The 22516-nt window shown below is 68.3% G+C and carries 19 protein-coding genes, 1 pseudogene and 1 riboswitch; of the genes and pseudogenes, 16 read left to right on the top strand and 4 right to left on the bottom strand.

Annotation, left to right across the window (positions count from 1 at the left end; genetic code table 11):
- Nucleotides 1-33: 33 nt before the first annotated feature.
- Nucleotides 34-1212 carry a cystathionine gamma-synthase gene (locus tag Manayef4_RS09155; RefSeq protein WP_070131309.1) on the bottom strand — a complete coding sequence of 393 codons (1179 nt, stop codon included), beginning with the start codon at nucleotides 1210-1212 and terminating at the stop codon, nucleotides 34-36.
- Nucleotides 1213-1250: 38 nt separating this feature from the next.
- Nucleotides 1251-2630, bottom strand: a complete 1380-nt coding sequence (locus Manayef4_RS09150; protein WP_070131349.1) for a cystathionine beta-synthase — start codon at nucleotides 2628-2630, stop codon at nucleotides 1251-1253.
- Nucleotides 2631-3139: 509 nt separating this feature from the next.
- On the opposite strand from Manayef4_RS09150, the gene Manayef4_RS09145 reads away from it, so the two are divergent.
- The 4 genes from Manayef4_RS09145 to Manayef4_RS09130 all read left to right on the top strand — a co-directional run bounded on the left by Manayef4_RS09145 (nucleotide 3140) and on the right by Manayef4_RS09130 (nucleotide 10862).
- Nucleotides 3140-3544: a YccF domain-containing protein gene (locus Manayef4_RS09145; RefSeq protein ID WP_070131348.1), complete on the top strand. Its 405-nt coding sequence runs from the start codon at nucleotides 3140-3142 to the stop codon at nucleotides 3542-3544.
- A 297-nt stretch (nucleotides 3545-3841) separates the two neighbouring features.
- Nucleotides 3842-6907: a diguanylate cyclase gene (locus Manayef4_RS09140; RefSeq protein ID WP_070131308.1), complete on the top strand. Its 3066-nt coding sequence runs from the start codon at nucleotides 3842-3844 to the stop codon at nucleotides 6905-6907.
- Nucleotides 6908-7170: 263 nt separating this feature from the next.
- Complete coding sequence (locus tag Manayef4_RS09135; RefSeq protein ID WP_023840842.1) at nucleotides 7171-8904, top strand: ABC transporter ATP-binding protein; 1734 nt, start codon at nucleotides 7171-7173, stop codon at nucleotides 8902-8904.
- The gene (locus Manayef4_RS09130; RefSeq protein WP_070131307.1) at nucleotides 8901-10862 is read left to right on the top strand and encodes an ABC transporter ATP-binding protein; all 1962 of its coding nucleotides are present in this window, start codon (nucleotides 8901-8903) and stop codon (nucleotides 10860-10862) included. Before Manayef4_RS09135 ends, Manayef4_RS09130 begins: the two co-directional genes overlap by 4 nt.
- 106 nt (nucleotides 10863-10968) lie before the next feature.
- Here Manayef4_RS09130 and Manayef4_RS09125 read toward each other — a convergent pair whose 3' ends face one another.
- Nucleotides 10969-12201 carry an ABC transporter substrate-binding protein gene (locus Manayef4_RS09125; protein ID WP_070131306.1) on the bottom strand — a complete coding sequence of 411 codons (1233 nt, stop codon included), beginning with the start codon at nucleotides 12199-12201 and terminating at the stop codon, nucleotides 10969-10971.
- A 144-nt stretch (nucleotides 12202-12345) separates the two neighbouring features.
- Here Manayef4_RS09125 and Manayef4_RS09120 point away from each other — a divergent pair, with 144 nt between their 5' ends.
- Nucleotides 12346-14424, top strand: a complete 2079-nt coding sequence (locus Manayef4_RS09120) for an ABC transporter permease (RefSeq protein ID WP_070131305.1) — start codon at nucleotides 12346-12348, stop codon at nucleotides 14422-14424.
- Nucleotides 14421-16037: an ATP-binding cassette domain-containing protein gene (locus tag Manayef4_RS09115; protein ID WP_070131304.1), complete on the top strand. Its 1617-nt coding sequence runs from the start codon at nucleotides 14421-14423 to the stop codon at nucleotides 16035-16037. Before Manayef4_RS09120 ends, Manayef4_RS09115 begins: the two co-directional genes overlap by 4 nt.
- 145 nt (nucleotides 16038-16182) lie before the next feature.
- Nucleotides 16183-16290, top strand: a riboswitch (TPP riboswitch).
- Here Manayef4_RS09115 and Manayef4_RS24100 read toward each other — a convergent pair.
- Nucleotides 16277-16525: a hypothetical protein gene (locus tag Manayef4_RS24100; RefSeq protein WP_175443353.1), complete on the bottom strand. Its 249-nt coding sequence runs from the start codon at nucleotides 16523-16525 to the stop codon at nucleotides 16277-16279. It overlaps the preceding riboswitch by 14 nt.
- On the opposite strand from Manayef4_RS24100, the gene thiC reads away from it, so the two are divergent.
- The 10 genes and pseudogenes from thiC to Manayef4_RS09070 form a co-directional block, all read left to right on the top strand.
- The gene (gene thiC / locus Manayef4_RS09110) at nucleotides 16422-18239 is read left to right on the top strand and encodes a phosphomethylpyrimidine synthase ThiC (RefSeq protein ID WP_139140050.1); all 1818 of its coding nucleotides are present in this window, start codon (nucleotides 16422-16424) and stop codon (nucleotides 18237-18239) included. The two genes, Manayef4_RS24100 and thiC, sit on opposite strands and share 104 nt — an antisense overlap.
- A gap of 268 nt (nucleotides 18240-18507) precedes the next feature.
- Nucleotides 18508-18825 (top strand): ABATE domain-containing protein, encoded by a 318-nt coding sequence (locus tag Manayef4_RS09105; RefSeq protein ID WP_160323712.1) that lies wholly within the window; start codon nucleotides 18508-18510, stop codon nucleotides 18823-18825.
- 27 nt (nucleotides 18826-18852) lie between these two features.
- A pseudogene (locus Manayef4_RS09100) lies at nucleotides 18853-19044 on the top strand (helix-turn-helix transcriptional regulator); the annotation flags it as partial.
- A gap of 62 nt (nucleotides 19045-19106) precedes the next feature.
- On the top strand, nucleotides 19107-19265 hold the full coding sequence (locus tag Manayef4_RS24895) for a hypothetical protein (RefSeq protein WP_023840839.1): 159 nt from the start codon (nucleotides 19107-19109) through the stop codon (nucleotides 19263-19265).
- 442 nt (nucleotides 19266-19707) lie between these two features.
- The gene (locus Manayef4_RS09095; protein ID WP_011434851.1) at nucleotides 19708-19947 is read left to right on the top strand and encodes a DUF433 domain-containing protein; all 240 of its coding nucleotides are present in this window, start codon (nucleotides 19708-19710) and stop codon (nucleotides 19945-19947) included.
- Nucleotides 19944-20354, top strand: coding sequence for a DUF5615 family PIN-like protein (locus Manayef4_RS25890; RefSeq protein ID WP_011434852.1), 411 nt, complete (start codon nucleotides 19944-19946; stop codon nucleotides 20352-20354). The genes Manayef4_RS09095 and Manayef4_RS25890 overlap by 4 nt, the downstream gene beginning before the upstream one ends.
- A 37-nt stretch (nucleotides 20355-20391) precedes the next feature.
- The gene (locus Manayef4_RS09085; protein WP_070131303.1) at nucleotides 20392-20877 is read left to right on the top strand and encodes a tyrosine-type recombinase/integrase; all 486 of its coding nucleotides are present in this window, start codon (nucleotides 20392-20394) and stop codon (nucleotides 20875-20877) included.
- Between the two features lie 70 nt (nucleotides 20878-20947).
- Nucleotides 20948-21340, top strand: a complete 393-nt coding sequence (locus Manayef4_RS09080; RefSeq protein WP_070131302.1) for a type II toxin-antitoxin system RelE/ParE family toxin — start codon at nucleotides 20948-20950, stop codon at nucleotides 21338-21340.
- Complete coding sequence (locus tag Manayef4_RS09075; RefSeq protein WP_070131301.1) at nucleotides 21337-21651, top strand: helix-turn-helix transcriptional regulator; 315 nt, start codon at nucleotides 21337-21339, stop codon at nucleotides 21649-21651. Before Manayef4_RS09080 ends, Manayef4_RS09075 begins: the two co-directional genes overlap by 4 nt.
- A 557-nt stretch (nucleotides 21652-22208) precedes the next feature.
- Nucleotides 22209-22516, top strand: a 308-nt coding sequence (locus Manayef4_RS09070; protein ID WP_254665548.1) for a transposase, incomplete at its 3' end; no start/stop codon positions are given.

The following is a 22516-nucleotide window of genomic DNA, read 5'->3' as shown; positions in this document are numbered from 1 at the left end:
CCAGAAGCCACCACTCCCGAAACCGGGGCCGGGCTACGCGGATCCGTCGGAAAGCCCGCGCAGCGCCTGGTGCAGATCGGCGACGAGGTCGTCCACTGATTCGATCCCGACCGAGAGCCGAACGAGGTCCGCGGGTACCGCGAGCGGCGAGCCCTCCACCGAGGCATGGGTCATGCTCGCCGGATGTTCGATCAGGGATTCCACCCCACCCAACGACTCGGCGAGAGTGAACAGCCTGGTCCGGCCACATGCCGCCACGGCCGCCTGGGGGCCGGCCCGAAGGGTGAACGAGACCATTCCCCCGAAGTCGCGCATTTGCTTCGCGGCGATGTCGTGACCCRCATGGCCGGTCGAACCCGGGTAGCGGACGGCCCCGACAGCGGGGTGCGTGGCGAGCTCGGCCGCGATACGCCGAGCGTTGTCGCAGTGCCGGTCCATCCGAACGGGGAGCGTCTTGACACCGCGCAGTACCAGCCAGCTGTCGAAGGGGCCGGCGACGGCGCCGGCCGCGTTCTGCAGGAACCGTAGCCGGGCGCCCAGGTCCGGATCGCCGACCACGAGCGCGCCGCCGACGACATCGCTGTGGCCACCGAGATACTTCGTCGTGGAATGCACCACCGCGTCCGCCCCCAGGGTCAGTGGCTGCTGCAGGTAGGGCGAAGCGAACGTGTTGTCGACCGTCAGCAGCGCCCCCGCGTCATGCGCCAGCGACGAGAGAGCGACGATGTCGGCGATGGACAGCATGGGATTGGTCGGGGTTTCGCACCACACCAGTCGCGTGGTGCCCGGACGGATCGCGACTCGCACCGCATCGAGGTCGGTGAGATCGATGCTGGTGTGGTCGACGCCCCAGTCGGCGAGCACCCGGGCGATGAGCCGGTAGGTGCCGCCATAGGCGTCCGCCGGGATGATGACGTGGTCTCCGGGCCGGCAGACGGTTCGCAGCAGGGCGTCYGCCGCCGCCATGCCGGAGGAGAAAGCGAGGCCGACCGTCCCGCGTTCCAGTGCGGCGAGGCAGGTCTCCAGCGCGGTACGGGTCGGATTCGCCGAACGACTGTACTCGTAACCGCTCCGAAGCCCACCCACGCCATCCTGGGCGAACGTCGAGGACTGGTGGATCGGCGTCACCACCGCTCCCGTGACGGGATCGGGCTCCTGGCCGGCATGGATCGCGATGGTCTCGAATCCCTCAGCGGGCTGCTCCATATGCATGACGCCACGCTAGGGCGTTCTCGATGATCGGTGCCGATCTAGCGGACGGCCAGGAAACTCAGCAGGTCGGCACGGGTAAGGATGCCGACGGGATTACCCTCGTCGTGTACCAGCACCGCGGGTTCGTCCCCGAGCACCGCGACGATCCGGGCCAGTGGCTCGCCGGTACCCACCATCGGAAGCGACGGCGACAGATGATCGGCGACCGGAGCGTCGATGGCGGACCGGTCGGYGAAGACCGCCGCGAGCAGATGCCGCTCGATGACGGAACCCGCGACCTCCGCCGCCCGCAGGGGCGGTTCGTGCCGCACCACCGGCATCTGCGACACGTTGTACTCGCGCAGGTAGGAGATGGCGGCACCGACTGTCTCGGCCGGGTGGACATGCACCAGATCGGGGGGACCACTGGTCTGTTCGGCCTTGTTCCGCAGGACGTCCGAGACGGTCGGCTCGTTCGACGGCGGCTCCAGAAAGCCGTACTCGTACATCCATTCGTCGTTGAAGATCTTCGACAGGTATCCGCGGCCGGAGTCCGGAAGCAGGACCACAACGGCGTCGTYCGGGCCGAGCTCGCGAGCGACCCGGAGGGCGACTACCACCGCGAGCCCGCCTGATCCGCCCACCAGCAGCCCGCATTTCCTGGCCAGCTCGCGCGTCATCAGGAACGAGTCGCGGTCGCTGACCGCCTCCACCCGGTCGACGACCGTCTTGTCGTAGGTCGTCGGCCAGATGTCCTCCCCGACGCCTTCGACGAGGTAGGGCCGGCCGCTGCCACCGGAGTAGACCGAACCCTCCGGATCCGCGCCCACGATCTGCACGGTTCCGCCGGACGCCTCCTTGAGGTAACGGCCGACTCCACTGATCGTCCCGCCGGTCCCGATGCCGGCGACGAAATGGGTGACGCGACCGTTCGTGGCCTGCCAGATCTCCGGCCCGGTCGTAGCGTAGTGCGCAGCGGGATTGTTCGGGTTGGAATACTGATCCGGGCTCCAACCACCGGGAGTCTCGCGGACGAGCCGGCGGGCCACCGAGTAGTAGGAGCGGGGGTCGTCGGGTGCCACTGCTGTCGGGCAGATGACGACCTCGGCGCCGTAGGCGCGCAGGACGGCTCGTTTCTCTTCGCTGATCTTGTCGGGCATGGTGAACACGCAGCGATAGCCCCGCCGGGCCGCCACCAGGGCCAAGCCGACACCGGTGTTTCCGCTGGTAGGTTCGATGATGGTCCCACCAGGCGGAAGCAGTCCGGCCTCCTCGGCGGCGGAGACCATGGTCAGCGCTACCCGGTCTTTCACCGATCCACCGGGATTAAGGTACTCCAGCTTTGCCAGCACCGGCGTCGGCGTCGTCTCGATCGTCGGTGTGATCCGGACCAGCGGCGTGTTTCCGACAAGATCGATTACGTGGTCGAATGCCTGCATATCGGTCATCCGCGCATCACTTCCGCTCTCGAGAGAGGTAACCGGGGCGACACCTCGTGTCCACGGCGGGCGGGAGCCGGTTGGGCTACCCGAACCGGCTCACCTCCTGGATACCGACGACCGTGGCCGGGAAGCTGCCTGCGCCAGGCGGCGGCGTACGTCACCTGCGTTCGTGCGGCCGCGGCCGGTCGGTCGCGACCGGCCGGCATGGACTGCTGTCATGACAGTAGCGAGCAGGGCCGGAACGTGCCGGGCCGCGTGGCATCCACTCCGTTTGCGATGGCGTCCCCGGGGCAGATCATCGTGGTGTACCTGACGGTGTGTCATCGTGGTGTACCTGACCGTGTTCGGACGGTCGTGTTCGGACGACCTGGGCTGGATTGGTACGATAAAGTCGGTGCCGATCGACGAGTGGCGGCCGATCGACAGTGGCGCTGATGCTTCCGGCAGGCTTGCCATCGGCGTTCACCACGATCCCGGTGTCGGATCGGGAGAGAGCGGGTCAGCTCATGCGCCTCGTRCTCAACGTCATCTGGTTGGTATTCGGTGGTTTCTKGCTTGCCGTCGGCTATGCCCTCGCGGCGCTTGTGTGCTTCATTCTCATCGTCACGATTCCCTTCGGGATCGCCGCCCTGCGGATGGCGAACTTCACCCTGTGGCCGTTTGGACGGCGCATTGTCGACCGACCCGGCGCCGGCGGGGCGTCCCTGGTCGGAAACGTGCTGTGGATCCTGCTGGCCGGTTGGTGGTTGGCACTGGGACATCTCACCACCGGCCTGGCACTCTGCCTCACCATCATCGGTATCCCGCTCGGGTTGGCGAACTTCAAACTGATCCCGGTCTCGCTGCTGCCGCTGGGTAAGGAGATCGTGGACGTCGACGCCCCCGCGGTCKGAGCTCGCGCGGCATTCTGAGCCGCCGCGGCAGGTCGAGYGTGCTCGGACCGTGCCGYGCCGCCGCGCGAACAGAATGCCGGCCGCATGATCACAACGACATGATCGACTATGCCGTCCCGCTCCACCGGTAGCGTCGCCAGCATCGCATACGTGCTTATACCGGTCTCATCTCGGGCGTCGCTCGCAGATCGGAGCATTCCGTAGGCGACAGCAGGCCCACAATGGTGTAGTAGATTTGATGGTGTGGAATGTGCGCGCAGGCCAGGAGGGTGACGCGGAAACCTCTGGGCTCCCGAGGAGGGAGGTGAAATCATCGTGGACATCTGGGATGACCTTGCGCAGCGTAACAGCGCTCACCTGCGGGAACGATTCCTGACGGGGGACCTGGTAGCGGAAGGACCACAAAACGCGATTTTGGGTTCGTGGTGGCGCAGCCAGGTACTGAACGTGAGCCCGGACCGGTGCTCCCCCGTCTATGATCCGGATCTTGATCTGGACACGCGCCTGGTCCGCGCGGCCGACCCGGTACTCGACCGACTGGCATCCATGATCGCCGGGACCTGGGTGTGCGTGTGTCTCACCGACGACCAGGCAAGAATACTGGCGCACCGGGTCGGTGAGGCATCCTTCGGCCTACACCCTGGGTTCTGCGTCGCCGAGCACCTGGTCGGCACCAGCGCCGTAGCCCTCGCCCTCGTGGAAAGGCGCCCCGCCCGCGTCTCGGGCGCCGAGCACTTTGCTGACCTCTACCAACCGGACGCGTGCATATCCGCTCCCGTCCGCGACCCCCTCAGCGGGCGTATCGAAGGCGTGTTCAGCCTCATTTGCAGGCTCGCCGAGGCGAATCCGTCGGCGGAAGCCATGGTGGGGGAGGCTGGCCGCGCTATCGAACATCGCCTGCTGGAACAGGCGAGCGAGCGGGAACGCGCCTTGCTCCTGGCGTACCGGCAGGCCAAACACCGGATGCGGATACCGGCTGGCGGCGCACAGTTTCCGCTTGATCTCGATGCCGGGTCCGGCATCGAGATCAAGCACGATACTCGGCTGGTTTTGCAGGAGAAGGCCGCTGAACTGATCGCAGCGGGCCGGCCGACCGCCATCGAGGTATCCCTGCCGCACGGTCAGACTGCCACGCTGGTGTGCAGGGAGGTACGGACGCACTCCGCAGTGGCCGGGCTGGCCGTCGAGGTCGTCCTTCCCTTCGGGCCGCCCCGTCGCCTCATGACCAGCGCCGCGGCTGTGGCAGGACACCTCAACAGCCAGCCGCGGGGGGCCGACGCCGGTGCCCCGTCGGCGCCGGGGCTTTTCCTGCCGTATGCCGCGCTCAGCGCGCCCAGGCCGACGCCGCGACTGCCGGCGGGTGCACCCGACGCCACCCGCCCGGCCAGCACACCCGTGGCCAGTGCGTACCCGGCCAGCCGGCAGCCCGCCATCGGCGCGTCACTGCTGGCGATCGGGGAACAGGGAATCGGCCGTCTCGCGGTGGCGGCACGGCGACGCCTCACCCTGCTGTACGAGGCCAGTATGCACATCGGGACCACCCTCGACGTGACTCGGACCGCCGAGGAACTGGCCCAGGCAGCCGTGCCCGAACTCGCCGACGTCGTCACGGTGGACCTGTCGGAGTCTGTTCTGCGGGGCGAGGACTCGCTGCGTCCGACCGCACTGCTGCGCCGCGCCGCCCTGCACGGCATCCAGGAAGGCCTCGCTCTCTACCCGGCCGGTCACCAGATCAGCTTCCTGYCCTCCACGCCGCAGGCTCGGTGCCTGGCCAGCGGGCGAGCGGTGCTCGAGGCCGACCTGCACGCGGCTCCCGGTTGGCAGGCCCAGGACCCCGAACGCGTCGAGCAACTCCTCGCGCAGGGGATCCACTCGCTCATCACCGTCCCCCTGTGCGCCCGCGACGTGATGTTCGGGGTGGCCAGTTTCTGCCGCTCCCGGCAACCAGAGCCCTACGAGGACGACGACCTGGCCCTGGCCGAGGAGTTGGCCGCCCGCGCGGCGCTGTGCCTGGACAACRCCCACCGCTACACCCGCGAACGACAGCTGCACCACCAGGCCCTGCACGATCCGCTGACCGACCTGGCGAACCGCACGCTGTTGACGGCCCGACTGCAACGCGGACTTGCCCGGCGCCTCCACGACAATACGCAGGACGACACGCAGCTTGCACTACTGTTCTGCGACCTCGACGACTTCAAGAGCGTCAACGACAGATTCGGGCACGCGGCCGGCGACGACCTGCTTCGCGYAACCGCGGGTCGGCTGACGAGTTGCGCCCGTAGCACCGACACGGTTGCCCGCATCAGCGGCGACGAGTTCGCGGTCCTGCTGGAAGGCGRCTGCGTCGACCCCGAGTCCATCGGGCGGCGGATCCTGGAAACACTCCGCGTACCCTTGGTACTCGCCGGAACGGTTCATACAACCCAGGCCAGCATTGGGCTGGTCGTTGTCGACCCCGGCACTCAGGCCACCGCRGAAAGCGTGCTGAAACAGGCGGACTCCGCCATGTACGCCGCAAAACGGCGGGGTAAGGGCACCCTGGTGGTGTACCGGCCGGAGCTGTGCCCCGCCAGCGCCGAGGACGCCCTGCGCACCAGCCTCACCCACGCCGTACGCGGCGAGGATGGCGGCGGTACCCTCAACGTCAGCTATCAGCCGATCATCGAGCTCCACACCGGTCGGACCGTCGGTGTCGAGGCGGCGCTTCGGTGGGACGACCCGTCCTCCCGATCCGTTCCCCACCACCGTCTCACCCTCACCGCCCAGCAGACCGGGCTGGCCCCCGCACTGGAGCACATCCTGCTCGACCGGGCCTGCCGTGACCTCGGCCGATACCGAAGCACRGGCCATCCGGAGGTGGCCCTCCACATCCCCGTCTCGATCCTCGATGCCGCTGACGCCCGGTTCACGACCGAGGTGGTCAATGCTCTGACCGTCCACCACCTGCCACCCGATGCTCTCGTGCTCCGCGTCGCCGGCGCGACGCACCACACCGATCAGGCTGCCCTGCGGGCGCTGCGCGGACTGGCCGCACGAGGTATCAGGCTCGCGATCACCTATCCCGACGCCGAGGACCTCTCGTTCGATCCCCTTCTGCCGCTTCCCGTCCAGATCATCGTGCTCGACGCCGCCGCCACCCGGCACCTGACCGAATCGCTGACCGACGGCCGCACCCCCGGGGAAGAAGAAAACGACGGCACGCTGCGCACGGCGTTCCTCGCCACCATCCGCGGACTGGGCATTTCACTGCTGGGCACCGGCATCGCTGACGCGAAGCAGGCCGCCACCCTCGCGCACAGCGGCTGCGGCCTTGGCCAGGGCAGCCTCTTCGGCGGACCMGCACCGCTCRCCGACATCCCCGGCAGGTATCCGACATGAGGTAGCCGCCATGTCTCCAGTGCGCGGCACTGACCCTCGACTCTCCAGTGCGCGGCACTGACCCTCGACTCTCCAGTGCGCGGCACTGACCCTCGACTCTCCAGTGCGCGGCACTGACCCTCGACTCTCCAGTGCGCGGCACTGAAAATGCCTTGACCTGATGTTGGGTTGACGTCGTAGGGTCGCAACACGTCTGCAGTGTGCTTACCCACCGTTGTYGCGATCTACCGGTTCGACCACCAGCCGCCACCGAGAGGGACCGTATGCTGATCCGACTTCTGCGGGCTCACCTCGGCCCCTACGGCCGGCCGATCTCGATACTGGTCCTTCTGCAGCTGGTGGCGACGATCGCCATGCTCTACCTCCCCACCCTCAACGCCGACATCATTGATCGTGGAGTGGTCATCGGCGACACCGGCTACATCATGCGTATCGGTGGACTCATGCTCGGTGTCAGCGTCGTGCAGATCGTCTGTGCCGGCGCCGCCGTCTTCTTCGGAGCCCGGACGGCGATGGCGCTCGGTCGGGACATCCGGGCGTCGGTGTTCGACCGGGTCCAGTCGTTCTCGGCCCGGGAGGTCGGCCGCTTCGGCGCGCCCTCTCTGATCACCCGGGCCACGAACGACGTGCAGCAGGTGCAGATGCTGATGTTAATGAGCTTCACGCTCATGGTYTCCGCGCCGATCATGTGCCTGGGCGGCATCATCCTGGCGGTCAACCAGGATGCCGGGCTCTCGCTCCTGCTCGTCGCGATCACTCCGGTCCTCGCAGTGATCATCAGCTTGATCGTGCGACGGATGCGACCGCTGGGCCGGGCGATGCAGGAGCGCCTGGACGCCGTCAACCGGATCCTGCGGGAGCAGATCACCGGGCTCCGGGTGATCCGCGCTTTTGTCCAGGACGACTATGAGCGGCGCCGGTTCGCGGTGGCTGACGCCGAACTGACCGACATCTCGTTGCGGTTCGGCCGACTCATGGCGTTGATGTTCCCRCTCGTGCTCACCGTGGTCAACTTCTCGAGCGTGGCCGTGCTGTGGTTCGGTGCCCACCGTATCGACGCCGGCCAGATGCAGATCGGCGCGCTGACGGCCTTCCTCAGCTACCTGATGCAGATCCTGATGTCGGTGATGATGGCCACCTTCATGTTCATGATGATTCCCCGCGCCGAGGTGTGCGCGGAGCGCATCCAGGAGGTGCTCGAGACCGACTCCACGGTCCTGCCACCGCAGAACCCGGTGCGGGAGCTGCGCCGCCACGGTGACCTGGAACTGCGGGGCGTCGGGTTCCACTACCCGGGCGCGGAGGCGCCGGTCCTGCGCGCAATCAGCCTGCGCGCCCGGCCGGGTCAGACCACAGCCATCATCGGCAGCACCGGTAGCGGCAAGACAACGCTGCTCGGTCTGGTCCCGCGGTTGGCCGACGCCACCGAGGGCGCCGTCCTCGTCGACGGCGTCGACGTCCGCGATCTCGACCCGGCGCTGCTCGCCCGGACCGTCGGCCTGGTTCCACAGAGGCCGTATCTGTTCTCCGGCACCGTCGCGACCAATCTGCGCTACGGAAATCCGGACGCCACCGACGACGAACTGTGGCGCGCGCTGGAGATCGCGCAGGCGAAGGACTTCGTCGAAGCCATGCCGGACGGTCTCGACACCGCGATCGCCCAGGGTGGCACGAACGTCTCCGGCGGCCAGCGCCAACGGCTCTCCATCGCCCGCGTGCTCGTTCACGGCCCGGAGATCTACCTGTTCGACGACTCCTTCTCGGCCCTCGACTACGCCACCGACGCCCGCCTGCGCAGGGCGCTCGCCCACGAGACCTCCGCCGCGACCGTGGTGATCGTCGCTCAGCGGGTCGCCACCATCCGGGATGCGGATCAGATCATCGTGCTGGACCACGGTGAGGTGGCCGGCGTCGGCACCCACCAGCAGCTGATGGCCGACAACACCACGTACCGCGAGATTGTGCTCTCCCAGCTCACCGAGGAGGAGGCGGCATGAGCAGCCCGGTACCGGCACCGCGCCGCGGCCCGGCCCCGACGGCCGGGCCCGCTCGGTTCTTCGTGGGCCCGGGCGCGACGGAGAAGTCGATGGACTTCGCCGCGTCGAGCCGCCGGCTGCTCGGACTGCTGCGACCGCAGCGCCACCTGCTGATCGCCGTCGTGGTCCTGGCGACGTTGAGCGTCGGCCTGAGCGTGATCGGTCCTYGCCTGCTCGGCCACGCCACCGACCTGGTGTTCGCGGGGATCTTCAGTCGGCGGCTGCCAGCCGGCAGCACGAAGGAACAGGCGGTCGCGCAGCTGCGTGCCACCGGCCACGGTACCCAGGCGGACCTRCTCGCCTCGCTCGACGTGACCCCCGGTCATGGCATGGACTTCGATGCCATCGGTGTCGTGCTGCTGGGGGTCGTGGTCGTCTACGCGGTGTCCGGATTGTGCGGTGTGCTCCAGGCCCGGCTGGCGAACCTGGCCCTGCAGAGAGTGATCAGTGATCTGCGCCGCGACGTCCAGGCGAAGATCTCGCGGTTGCCCGTCCGTTACTTCGACGGTCAGCCGCGAGGCGAGGTGCTCAGYCGGGTCACCAACGACATCGACAACTTCGGGCAGAGCCTGCAGCAGAGYATGTCGCAGATTGTCGCGTCGACGCTGACGATCGTGGGCGTGCTGTCGATGATGCTCTGGATCTCCTGGATCCTCGCCCTGATCGCGCTGGTCACGGTGCCAGTGTCGATCATGATGGCGACCCGGGTCGGCAAGCTGGCTCAGCCCCAGTTTGTCGCCCAGTGGCGGATCACCGGTGGTCTCAACGCCCATATCGAGGAGATGTACACCGGGCACACGCTCGTGCGGGCGTTCGGCCGGCAGGAGGAATCCGCGGAGATCTTTCGTGAGCAGAACGAGCGGCTCTACGCCGCCAGTTGGCGCGCGCAGTTCATCTCCGGTCTCATGCAGCCCTCGATGTTGTTCATCGGAAACCTGAACTACGTGCTGGTAGCTGTGATCGGCGGCCTGCGGGTCGCGTCCGGCTCGCTGTCGATCGGTGACGTCCAGGCGTTCATCCAATATTCTCGGCAGTTCAGCCAGCCGTTGTCCCAGGTTGCCAGCATGGCGAACCTGGTGCAGTCCGGGGTGGCCTCCGCGGAGCGGGTGTTCGACCTGCTCGACACCGTCGAGCAGGAACCCGACCGGGCGGTTCCGGCGCATCCGGAGCGGCTTCGTGGCCGGGTGSCCTTCGAACGCGTCTCCTTCCGCTACGAACCGAACAAGCCGTTGATCGAGGACCTGTCACTTGTCGCGGAACCTGGTCACACCGTCGCGATCGTCGGGCCGACCGGCGCCGGCAAGACCACTCTGATCAACCTGCTGATGCGCTTCTACGAGGTCACCGGCGGACGGATCACCTTGGACGGGGTCGATGTCGCGGCGATGTCGCGGGATGAACTGCGGGCCAGCATCGGCATGGTCCTGCAGGACACCTGGCTGTTCGGCGGAACGATCGCGGAGAACATCGCCTACGGTGCGGAGGGCGCCACCCACGAGCAGATTGTGGCGGCGGCCCGCGCCGCGCACGTCGACCGGTTCGTCCGCACTCTTCCCGCGGGTTACGACACCGTGCTCGACGACGAGGGGGTCGGCGTGAGCGGCGGGGAGAAGCAGCTGATCACCATCGCCCGCGCCTTCCTCGTGGAACCTCTGATCCTGGTTCTCGACGAGGCGACGAGCTCGGTGGACACCCGTACCGAGGTCCTCATCCAACGGGCGATGTCGACCCTGCGGGCGGGGCGGACCGCGTTCGTCATCGCRCATCGGCTGTCGACCATCCGGGACGCGGACACCATTCTCGTGATGGAGAACGGAGCCATYGTCGAACAGGGCACCCACACCGAGCTCCTGGCCGCCGATGGCCCATACTCCCGGCTGTACCAGTCCCAGTTCGCCCAGGCCGTCGTCGAGATCTGACCGTCGAGATCTGACGGTCGAGATCTGCGTGAGCGGTTGCGCCACCGGCCCGTGCGTGTGACAGCGGGGATGAGCACGAGCCGGACGGCTTGTTAGGCGAACGTGGTCAGTTGATCAGTTTGATGAGCTGGCGCCCGTCGAGCCAGTTGCCGGTGACATCGGTGAACGTGTTGTTCTTCCACGCCAGCAGCCGCACCGCCGTGTTGCAGATCGCCGGGAAGATGTCGATCTGCTTGCCGTCGCAGGTGAACGGATGGGCCATGACGTTCGGGCGGTCGTGGGAGGCGCGAAGCGCCGTGAGCAGGGCGGCCGAGGTCGGCTGGGCGGTACCGGCCAGCAGCGACCGGATGTTGAGGACGGCGGAGAAGGATCCCTGCGACGACGAGGACCGATCGGCCTCCGGGATCGCCTTACGGAACGCCGCCGTGTCGGCGTCACCATCGCTCGTCCCGACCGGTAGGTAGCTGGATGCGAAGTAGAGGTTGTCGGTCCGGCCGCTGGCCGCGCGCGGCACCGCGGGGGTGGTGCAGGGACCGATGAAGTAGATGTCGCTGCGGATGTTCAGCGCCGCCGCGGCCTGGACGATCCGGGTGCACGTCGCCGCCTGGAACACCACGATGATCGCGTCCGGCTTGCCCGCCGCGACCTGGGTCAGGGCCGGCGCGAAGTCTGCCGCGTCGGATTTCTCCGGCACCAGTTTGACGTCGGACACACCTTTATGGTGCAGGACGTTCTGCGATCCCTGGATAGCGGCGGACAGCAGGCCGGGCAGGTCGAGGTACAGGGCATGCACGCTGCGCACATGCCGGATGTTCGTCAGATAGTCGGTGAGGCCGAGCAGCTCGCTGAGCGAACCGCCGGAAAATGCGAAGGCGTTGTGTGAGCCGAGTTCTCCGCTCAGTTGAGGAGAGCCGGTGACGTACGGGATGTGGGCGGTCTCGTATATCGGCATCGCCGCCTCCGCGCCGAAATCGATCCCGCCGACCACCGCGAGTGGTTTCGTGGCGACAAGCCGGTTGGCGCAGTTCTGGGAGGACTCCGGCGAGCCGTCGGTTGCGCAGCTGATCAGCCGGAGCGGTCGACCGTCGAGCCCGCCCAGAGAGGTGTTGGCGTAGTCCACGGCGGCCTGAGCGGCCTTCCGGGTCTCCGGGTATGACCCGACAGTGCTGTTCTCAACCGTTACGAAGCCGACAGTGACCGCAGGCCCGGTCAGGCGGCTCGCCGCCGCGCTGCCACCGGCAGCTGCGCCGGACGAGCCACCGCGCTGACTCGTGCACCCGGYGACAACGACGGACAAGGCTACRGAGAACGCGAGGAGGATGCGGGAGGCTTGTCTCACGGCTCGTGAAGCTACACTTCTGTCGTCCAGTTCTGGGGGCTTGACCGTCGACCGGCCGGACGGGGACTGTTGTGTGACCATGCGTCCGGTCTTCATCGCAGTTCGGATCTCTCTATCTGCAATAGATGCGTCTACGGGGGCCCGGTGACAACGTATATAGCAGCATTGCTGCTCGGCCTTGGCCCGGGGGCCGTGTACGCGGCGCTCGGGCTAGGGCTCGTGCTCACCTACCGCGCGTCCGGCGTGGTGAACATCGCCCATGGGGCGTTCGCTATGTACGCCACCTACCAGTACGCAGAACTACGGGAGGTCGGGGACCTCGTACTGCCCGTCGTCGGGATGCCGCCAAGAATTCATCTCACCGACACGCCCACCTTCGGGCTAGCCCTGTCAGTATCCCTCGCAATGGCGGCAATTCTAGCACTGGCATCCTAWCTGGTGGTTTTTCGGCCCTTGYGGCGTGCCCAGCCGCTGATGACGGTCGTGGCGGCGGTCGGCCTCACGATCGCGCTGCAGGCCGTCGCCGTGCTCCAGTTCKGATCTGACAACAGGTTCCTCAGCCCGGTGCYGCCGCAGTCACCGCTGTCCCTGCTGGGCGTGACCGTGGCGAGTGACCGGCTGCTGCTCGCCGCGTCGGTCATCGTGGTCGCCGCCGGTCTGTGGGCGATGTCGCGCTGGACGTTGTTCGGCCTGGCTACCCGCGCCGTCGCCGAGGATGAGCAGACCACCGCGCTTCTCGGCCGGCGGCCCGGCTGGATCGCCGCCGTCAACTGGGTCATGGCGGCCGTGCTCGCCGCCCTCGCCGGGATCCTCGTGGCGCCGATCAGTGCGCTGAATCCGACGAGCTACTCGCYGTTCGTCGTTCCCGCGCTCGCCGCCGCTCTGCTCGGTGGCCTGTCCTCGTTCGGTCTGACCGTCGTCGGAGCTCTCGGCCTCGGCATGACCCAGGCCGTCCTGATCCCGCTGCAACAGGACGTCTCCTGGTTGAACCAGCCGGGACTGCGCGCGCTGCTTCCGATGCTTCTGGTCATCGCGGTGGCGGGCCGGCGCGGGGATCTCATTCCCGGTCGCGCCGCGGGCGTCGCCGTGTCGGCTCCGATGCCGGTGGTCGACCCGCCGGAGTCTCCCCTGCGCCACCTCGCGGTCGGTGTGCCGTTCGGGGTGGTCGCGATCCTCGTGCTGGCCGGCCCCTACCGGCTCGGCCTCGAACGCAGCCTTGCCGGCGCCGTGGTGTGTCTGTCGTTCGTCGTGTTGACCGGGTACGTCGGACAGCTCTCGTTGGCACAGATGACCCTCGCCGGTGTCGCCGGCTTCCTGTTGGCCAGACTCCAGGGTGAGCTGGGCGTGCCGTTCCCGATCGCACCCCTGCTCGCCACGGGTGCCGCCGCCGTGGCGGGCCTGCTGCTGGGGGTGCTGTCACGGCGGCTGCGTGGAATCGACCTGGCATTGATCACTCTGGTCGCCGGCGTCGCGATCCAGGAGGTGGTGTTCGGAAACCCGCTGGTCACCGGCGGGTTGGCCGGGTCGGTAGTACCGAGTCCGAAGATCTTCGGCCTCGATCTCGGGCTCGCCGGTGCCGGGTTCCCCCGGCCGCAGTACGGGCTGCTGGCGTTGGCCGTGCTCGCCGCGTGCTGCTACGGAGTCGCCCGGCTGCGCACCGCGGACCTGGGCCGGCGCATGCTGGCCGTGCGCGCGAACGAACGGGCCGCTGCCGCGGCCGGGATCGACGTCCGTCGTACGAAGGTGCTCGCCTTCACCCTCTCCGCCGCGATCGCCGGTCTCGGCGGCTGCCTCATCGGCTACGGCCAGGGACGTCTGTCCTTCGACTCGTTCGGCGTCACGGCCTCGCTGTTCTTCCTGGCGATCGCGGCCGCCGGCGGGGTGACGAGTGTCGGCGGAGCGTTGCTGGGCGGTCTGCTGGTGCCGGGCGGAATCGTGTTCATCGTGCTGGACCAGGTTGCCGGGCTCGGCAAGTACCAGTCCGTGCTGTGCGGGATCGCCGTCGTGGTGCTGGCGGTGCTACGTCCGGCCGGGCTCGCGTACCGACCGCATCGGACGGCTCGCGCCGATCATCAGGGCCGCGCGGATCGGTCGGGTGGCACGCATCGGACCGGTCCTGGGCAGCGAACGCGTCGAGGAGATCACGTGCGACACCCGCAGCCGCCGGACCAGGGCCGGCCGAGCCTGACCCCGCATCCGGTCAACCCGGGCGGAGCCCCGTGACGGCGTTGCTGGCGGTCGACATGCTCGCCGCCGACCAGGGCCGCACGCGCATCCTCGAGGATGTCTCCTTCACTCTGTCGGCAGGCACCATCACCGGGCTCATCGGACCCAACGGAGCCGGAAAGACGACGTTGATCGACGCCCTCACCGGGTTTGYGTCGATCAGCGCGGGTACCGTCACGCTGGACGGTGCCGTGCTCGTCGGACTGCCGGCGCATGAGCGGCTGCGGTTGGGGCTCGCCCGCACCTTCCAGGCGCTGGAACTCTTCGACAGTCTGGAGGTCGGGGAGAACCTGGCCGTCGTCACGCCCCGGGCACCCGGACCCGCGACCGGGCCAGATCCGGCCCGGTCGCTCGGGCTCGCCACGATCGCCGATCGCCTGCCGTCGACGCTCTCCCACGACGAGCGGTCCTCGGTGGCTCTCGGCCGCGCCCTCGTCGCCAGGCCGAAGGTCCTGCTGCTGGACGAACCGGCCGCGGGTCTCGACCCGGCCGCCCGCCGGACGCTCGCCGACCGGCTGCGCCGCATCGCCGCCGACGGCATCGCCGTGCTGCTCGTTGACCACGACGTGAAGCTCGTCTTCGACGTATGCGACCACGTCCTCGTCCTGGACGGGGGCCGCGTCGTCGCGCGCGGTCGATCCGCCGAGGTGCGCGCCGATCCGGCGGTCCGCGCTGCCTATCTGGGCGGTGGTGGGCCCGACGGCGGCGACCGCGCCGGGACCGCCCCGGGACCCGGGCCCGGCTCGGCCTCTGCTCTCGACTCCGTGTCTGCTCTCGACTCCGTGTCTGCTCTCGACTCCGTGCCTGCTCTCGACTCCGTGCCTGCTCTCGACTCCGTGCCCGCCTCCACCCCGGCGCCGGCCCCCGGCCGAGGCGGGGGCGATCTGCTCGTACTCGACCGGGTCACGAGCGGATACGACGGAGTTCCGGTGCTCCGGGACGTGTCGCTCACCGTCGGTGCCGGGGAGATCGTGGCGCTGCTCGGAGCGAACGGCGCGGGCAAGACGACGCTGATCCGCACGGCGGCGGGGCTGCTGACGCCGTYGAGGGGACGGGTCAAGGTCCTCGATGACCGGTCGCGCCGGGCCGCGCCGAGCACACTCGCCCGCCGGGGGATGGCGGTCGTACCGCAGGGACGAGGATCACTCGGGCGGTTGACCGTCCGCGAGAACCTGCGCCTGGCGGCCGGCCGGCGCTCATCCGGCGAGATCGGGCGGGTGTTGGACTGGTTCCCGGTGCTGCGCGGCCTGCTCGACCGGTCGGCCGGAGAACTGTCCGGGGGCGAGCGGCAACGGCTCGCGTTGGCCGTCGCTCTGGTGCGCAGACCGCGTCTGCTGCTGGTGGACGAGCTGTCGTTCGGCCTGGCACCCGGGATTGCGCCGCAGCTGCTCGCCCTGCTGCGCACGATCGCCCTCGAGACGTCGACCGGCGTGCTGCTGGTCGAGCAGTTCGTCTCGCTCGCGTTGCAGGTGGYCGACCGTGGCTACGTTCTCGACCGGGGCCGGATCGCGCTGTCGGCGAGCGCGGCGGATCTCATCGCGCATCCCGAGCTCATCGAGACGGCCTACCTGGGCGGGAGTTCCGGGCCGGCGGCGGCCCCGGACCGCTGAGCTGGTCCGGCGTTCCCCGCCACGCAGAGAAACCGGGGTCCGGCKGAACAGGGCTCTTCACGTCGCCCGATGGTGTAGGGCATGCGTCGGATGAACCGGAAGGGGTGGCGAGCGGGCCGGCGGTGTCTTACTGTCGACAAGCGTCGAAGTTGATCGCGGGAGCTCCGCCAAGGGGCTGAGAGGGCGGCTGGGGCCGCCGACCGCAGGAACCTGTCCGGGTAATGCCGGCGTAGGGAGTCTTACATGGTGTCGCGTACCGACCGTTCGTCCTCGTCCACCTCGAAGGCCGTCACCTCGTCCCCGTCCACCTCATCCTTGTCGTCCGCCGCATCCTCCCCGTCCGTCTCGTCCTCGTCCTCCTCGTCGTCCGTCTCGGCCGCGGGGATGACGGCGGTCTCGACGGGTCCGCYGACGGGCAGCCGCAAGACCTGGCTGGTCGGAGCGGATCCCGATCTGCGGGTGCCGATGCGGGAGATCGTGCTGACCACGGGTGACACCGTCGTGGTGTACGACACCTCCGGTCCATATACCGATCCGGGGGTGACGATCGATGTGCGCCGGGGTCTGCCGGCGACGCGGGACAGCTGGATCGCCCAGCGTGGCGACACCGCGCCGGATGAGCGGCGGACCGTTCCCGGGACCGGGACATYGGGTCCTGGGACGCCCGGTTCTGGGACGCCCGGTTCTGGGACGCCCGGTTCTGGGACGCTCGGTCTCGGCGGGACGGATCTCGACGGGCGGGTGCGAGTGCCCCGTCGGGCGGTGCCGGGACGGCCTTCCATAACCCAGCTGGGCTACGCCCGCCGCGGTCAGATCACTCGGGAGATGGAGTTCGTCGCCCTGCGGGAGGGTCTTCCCGTCGAGACGGTGCGGGCGGAGATCGCCGCGGGGCGGGCCGTGCTGCCGGCGAACGTGAACCATCCMGAGTCCGAGCCGATGGCGATMGGCCGTGCGTTTCTCGTGAAGATCAATGCGAACCTCGGCAACTCGGCCGTTACCTCCTCGATCGAGGAGGAGGTCGAGAAGATGGTGTGGGCGACCCGCTGGGGCGCGGACACCGTGATGGACCTCTCGACCGGGTCGGACATCGCCCTGACCCGTGAGTGGATCATCCGTAACGCGCCGGTGCCGGTCGGGACCGTGCCGATCTACCAGGCGTTGGAGAAGGTCGGTGGCCGGCCGGAGAAGCTGTCCTGGGAGGTCTACCGGGACACCGTGATCGAGCAGTGCGAGCAGGGTGTGGACTACATGACGGTCCACGCGGGGGTGCTGCTGCGCTACGTGCCGCTGACCGCGCGGCGCAGGACCGGGATCGTCTCGCGCGGCGGCTCGATCCTGGCCTCCTGGTGCCTGGCCCATCACGAGGAGAACTTCCTCTACACCCACTTCGCCGAGCTGTGCGAGATCTTCGCCGCGTACGACGTCACGTTCTCTCTGGGCGACGGCCTGCGGCCCGGGTCCATCGCGGACGCGAACGATGAGGCCCAGCTCGCCGAGCTCGCCACCCTGGGCGAGTTGACGCAGGTGGCGTGGGAGCACGACGTCCAGGTGATGATCGAGGGACCCGGGCACGTGCCCATGAACAAGATCGAGGAGAACGTGCAGCTGCAGCGGGAGCTGTGCCACGACGCGCCGTTCTACACCCTCGGGCCGCTGACCACCGACATCGCCCCCGGCTACGACCACATCACCTCCGCGATCGGGGCGGCGATGATCGGATGGGCCGGTACCGCCATGCTCTGTTACGTCACCCCGAAGGAGCATCTCGGCCTGCCCGACCGGGACGACGTCAAGGCCGGCGTTATCGCCTACAAGATCGCCGCGCACGCCGCCGACCTCGCTAAGGGGCATCCCGGCGCGCAGGCCTGGGATGACGCCCTGTCGGACGCCCGGTTCGAATTCCGCTGGGCCGACCAGTTCCACCTCGCGCTCGACCCCGACACCGCACGCGCGTTCCACGACGAGACGCTGCCGGCCCCGGCCGCGAAGTCGGCGCACTTCTGTTCGATGTGCGGCCCGCACTTCTGCTCGATGAAGATTTCCCACCAGGTGCGGGCACACGCGGGCGGGGACGGGCTGGACCCGGCCGGGCATGGCGCGGACCCGGCCGGCGACGAGGCGGTCACCGCCGGCCTGCGCGAGAAGGCCGCCGAGTTCAACGCCGCCGGCAATCGGATCTACCTTCCGGTGGCCAACTCCTGACCGCCGTGGCCAACTCCTGACCGCCGTGGCCAACTCCTGACCGACGTGGCCAACTCCTGACCGACCGTCCCGACGGGCTTCCGCCGGTCAGCGGCGGGCCCCGTCGGGCGCAGGGGGCTCAGCGGGCGCAGCGGCCCCGGTGGTCCATAAAAGCTATCTAAAAAAGATATCTAAGACGATTACTTTGACGAGGGAGTAACCTCTCAAGAGGAAGTGGAGTGGTTATTTGGGTGATCGGCTCGAGGGGAGGTCTCCGATGAACCCGGACGTGCTGATCGGGTTGGGCGATCATCCGGTGCTGGACTTCGTCAACAGCCTCGCCTTCTCGGCGGACGGCCCGATCGAGTTGATCGCCGATGGCTGGAGCTACCTGCGCTGGCTCCAGCTCACGGGGCTTGTCGGCACGGCCGAACGAGAGGCGCTGCCTGCCCGGTTCGGATCCGAGGAGCTCGACCGCATCGCCGTCGCCGCGGTCGAGCTCCGGGAGTGGCTGCGGCCGCGCATCGGCGCCTGGGCGGGCGGCAGCTCCACCGTGCCGGACGAACCCACGCTGTCGCGACTGAATGGGCTGTTGGCCACCGACTGAAGCGCGCAGGTCGGCTACCACTGGCATCTGCGGAAGCTGATGGCCGAGCGTGGGCTGTTCGCGACGACGGCGCTGGTCCCGCTGCTCGCCGAGCGGGGTGTCCGGCTCTCCCGCGAGCAGGTCTACCGGTTGGTGACCGGCATCCCGGAGCGGCTGTCGCTGGCCACACTCGCCGCGCTCTGCGACATCCTCGGCTGCGCGCCCGGAGACCTGGTCGAGCCCTATTGGGGCCGGCCCCGGYGCGCCGACATCACCGCCATCCCCGGCCCGGGGGTCGGGTCATGACCAGCCCCTGGGCGTCACGGCTCGCGACGGCGGCGGCCCGCTGGGTGGCGGTGACCGCCGCGGTCGCGGCCGCCGACCCGTCGCTGCCCGCCGACGTGATTACCGCGGCGGTGCCGGTCTGCGCGCGCACGACGACCAGCCCGACATCTGCGTGAACTGCTTCACACTCCCGGAAGCGGTCTGCTCGGTCTGCGGGCGGCGGCGGCCCTGCGCGTTCGCCACCAGCGACGCCCCGCTCCGCCAGACCTGCACGCCTCGGCGCCCACCAGGTACTCCCGGCACGCGACGAGGCACTCGCCCGCGCCGAACAGCGCCTGGCCCGCCGGCTCGCAGACGTCGAACCGCCCGAACACCGACGCGTTGCAACCGCCGAGGGACTCGAACCCCCAACCTTCTGATCCGTAGTTAGATTTGGATCTTCCGTCGACGTCTGTCAACGTCCGCCCTGTCTGCTGACCATGAGCGTTCCGTCCACCGGTATCCGTCGACGTCCACCCGCGTCCAGCGGCTTGGCTGTCAACTTGGCTGTCACTCGTGCCACGGCTTGGACCACGTGACGGGCGCTCGACGCTGAGATCCGGGAGCATACTGGGAGGCATGGCGGAAGATCTTCTGGCGCTCGTCGTGGCCGACCCGACAGTCGGTCATGGGCAGGCGTGTATCCGGGGGACCCGGGTGCCGGTGAGTGTCGTGCTCGACTGCCTTGCCGACGGTATGTCCGACGGTGAGATCATCGCGGAGTACCCGTCGCTGACCGTGTCGGGGATCCGTGCGGCCGCTGCCTACGGGGCGCGTCTGGCGCGGGAGGATCTCGTGCCGCTTCGTACCGCGCCGTGAAGGTCAAGCTGGACGAGGGTCTCCCGGTCTCCCTTGCCGAGCGACTCGCCAAGCACGGGATCGATGCCGATACCGTGCTTGCGGAGAACCTGTCGGGCCGCTCCGATCCGGAGGTGCTCGCTGCTGCGGTTGCCGAGAACCGGATCGTGTTCACCCTCGACCGCGGCTGCGGGAACATCCGTGCCTACCCGCCGGGATCGCTTCACTATCACCTCGTGACCTACAGAGGGCCGCGCCGTGAAGAGACATGCGCTCTGAACTGGCCGGACGTCGACCTCGACCAAAAGAAGATCCTCATCCAGTGGCAGCTCGTCGTCGTCGGCTGGAAGGTGCAGCGCACCAGGCCCAAGACCGACGCGGGAGTGCGGGAACTGCTCCTCGACGACCTCACTGTCGAGGAGTTCTAACCGTCATCGGGAACGGCAGCACGACGAGCGCCGCGCCATGGGCCTCGACTGGGACCCCTCAGGACCGGTGTTCACGACCCTCGACGGCGATCCTCTGCATCCCGCCGCCGTCTCCGCCGAGTTCCAGGACCAGATCGCGAGAGCCGGGGTACCCCCGATCCGCCTTCACGATGCCCGGYACGTCGCCGCCACCCTCATGCACGGCGGCGGCGCGGACCTGAAGGTCATCCAGGAGACCCTCGGCCACTCCAGCCACGAGGTGACGGTCAACACCTACACCTCGGTCCTGGAAGAACTCGCCCGGGAAGCCGCCGAAGGCGCCGCCCGACTCGTCCCCCGCACTCCACCCACTCGGGYCGCGCACACCCCGCGCACACCCGACAGGTCACAAGAAGATCGAATAGGAGAAAAACCGCAGGTCAAGCAGGGTGCGCTCGGCAACGCACCACAAACACCCCCACCAGCACGGTTGCGGATCACACACGCGATCATACTGTCGGCGACCAGAGCTCAGTGGTGTTGATTGGAAATATTCGATCAATCGTCACCTGCACTCACCCGGATCCATGTTTAGCTTGAGCTATAGTTGACCAATGGCCGCAACGCCCGCCCGGTGGACGATCAAGGCCACCTCCGAGGTGCGAGAGTGGCTGCGTTCGCTGCGCCGGGAGGAGYCGGACAGCTACCGATCCGTCAACGCGGCAATCGACATGCTCGCCGAGGCCGGGCCGGCGCTCGGGCGCCCGCTGGTCGACACCCTCAAGGGATCAACGATCAGCAACCTCAAGGAGCTCCGACCGCGGTCGGGCCGCGAGGTGGCCATCCGAGTGATCTTCGTGTTCGATCCATGGTCGCAGGCCGTGCTGCTGGTCGCGGGGAACAAGGCCGGCGACTGGTCGCACTGGTACAGGGCTGCGATTCCTGCGGCAGAGGTTGTCTACGACGGCTGGCTGGCCGTCGAACGGAAACGGCGGGAGGGCTCATGACCGAGTTCCATGACTGGGAGGACATCCGCGCCGAGCTCCATGACGGCGATGACGCGGCACTCGCCGTGGAACGAGCGCGTACGGAGGCGTGGGCCAGCGCCTACCACCTGGCCGAGGAGCGCAAGCGCCTTGGTTTGACACAGCGTCAGGTCGCCGATCTGATGGGCGTCTCACCTGGCCGGATAAGCCAGATCGAAAACGGTGATCTGGACGTGAACGAGGTGGCAACCCTGAGCCGATACGMCCGGGCGTTGGGCGCACGCATGCGGATCATCTTCGACTACGGTAATGACCTCCGCCAGATCGCCTGATACGACCGGGAACTCAAGAAGCGGATCGGGGCGGCGCTGCTGCTGCTGCTGTCCCAGGGGCGCACCCCCGGAGTCGTGATCGTCGCCGGCCGACCCCACCCGCGCTGCCGACCGAGGCGTGGATCAACCAGCCCCCAGCGATCATCGAGACCGAGGAGGCGCTACCCACGAACCAAGCAGCCTGATGTCTCATCGGGATTGACAGGCTCCGATGGCGGAGAAGCAAGGTGCATTGCGCAAGCTCGACGATCACCTGTCCAGCGACGCTGGCGAGGATGCGCGGTAGGGATGTTGCTACTAATAGGAATCTTAGCATCTGGACACGGCTGCCCTATTGTGATTCAATAACTAGAGTTTCGCAGTTTTCTTGATCCAGATCAGTGTCTGGCAACGGCTGGATAATTTTCCCGATTGCTTTCGGGTGGATGATTCCCTGGTGCCTGCCGGTGGTATCGCGGTGCGTGGCGGAGGGGTGGAAGGCCAGCGCGAGGGGCTGGTGGCGGGAGCATCAGCGTTTCCTGTACCAACCCGAAAGTTGGACGCCGATGCTCCCGGACGTGACGATACCGGTTTCTCTGGCGGTGCTGCTGGAGGGTTTCCGGCCGTGTTTCACCGCGCCGTCGTTCCGGACGTTCCGGGCGCTCGTCGTGGGGATGCTCGCCACCGGCGGGCGGCGCACGGTGTGCGGGATGCTCGTCGGCGCGGGCCTGTCCACGCTGTGGCCGCACGACCGGGCGCACCGGTTTTTCGCGCGGGCGGTCTGGTCGCCGGAGAAGGTCGGCCTGGCGCTCGCCCGGCTCGTCGTCGACCGCCTCGTCCCGGCCGGGCCGCTGCACGTCGTCGTCGATGACACCCTGTTCCACCG

This window comes from Frankia sp. CgMI4 (assembly GCF_001756285.1).
In the GTDB taxonomy this organism is placed as follows: Bacteria; Actinomycetota; Actinomycetes; order Frankiales; family Frankiaceae; genus Frankia; species Frankia casuarinae.
Note: the sequence above shows the minus strand (reverse complement) of the source record. Positions and strands in the feature narration are given on the sequence as shown.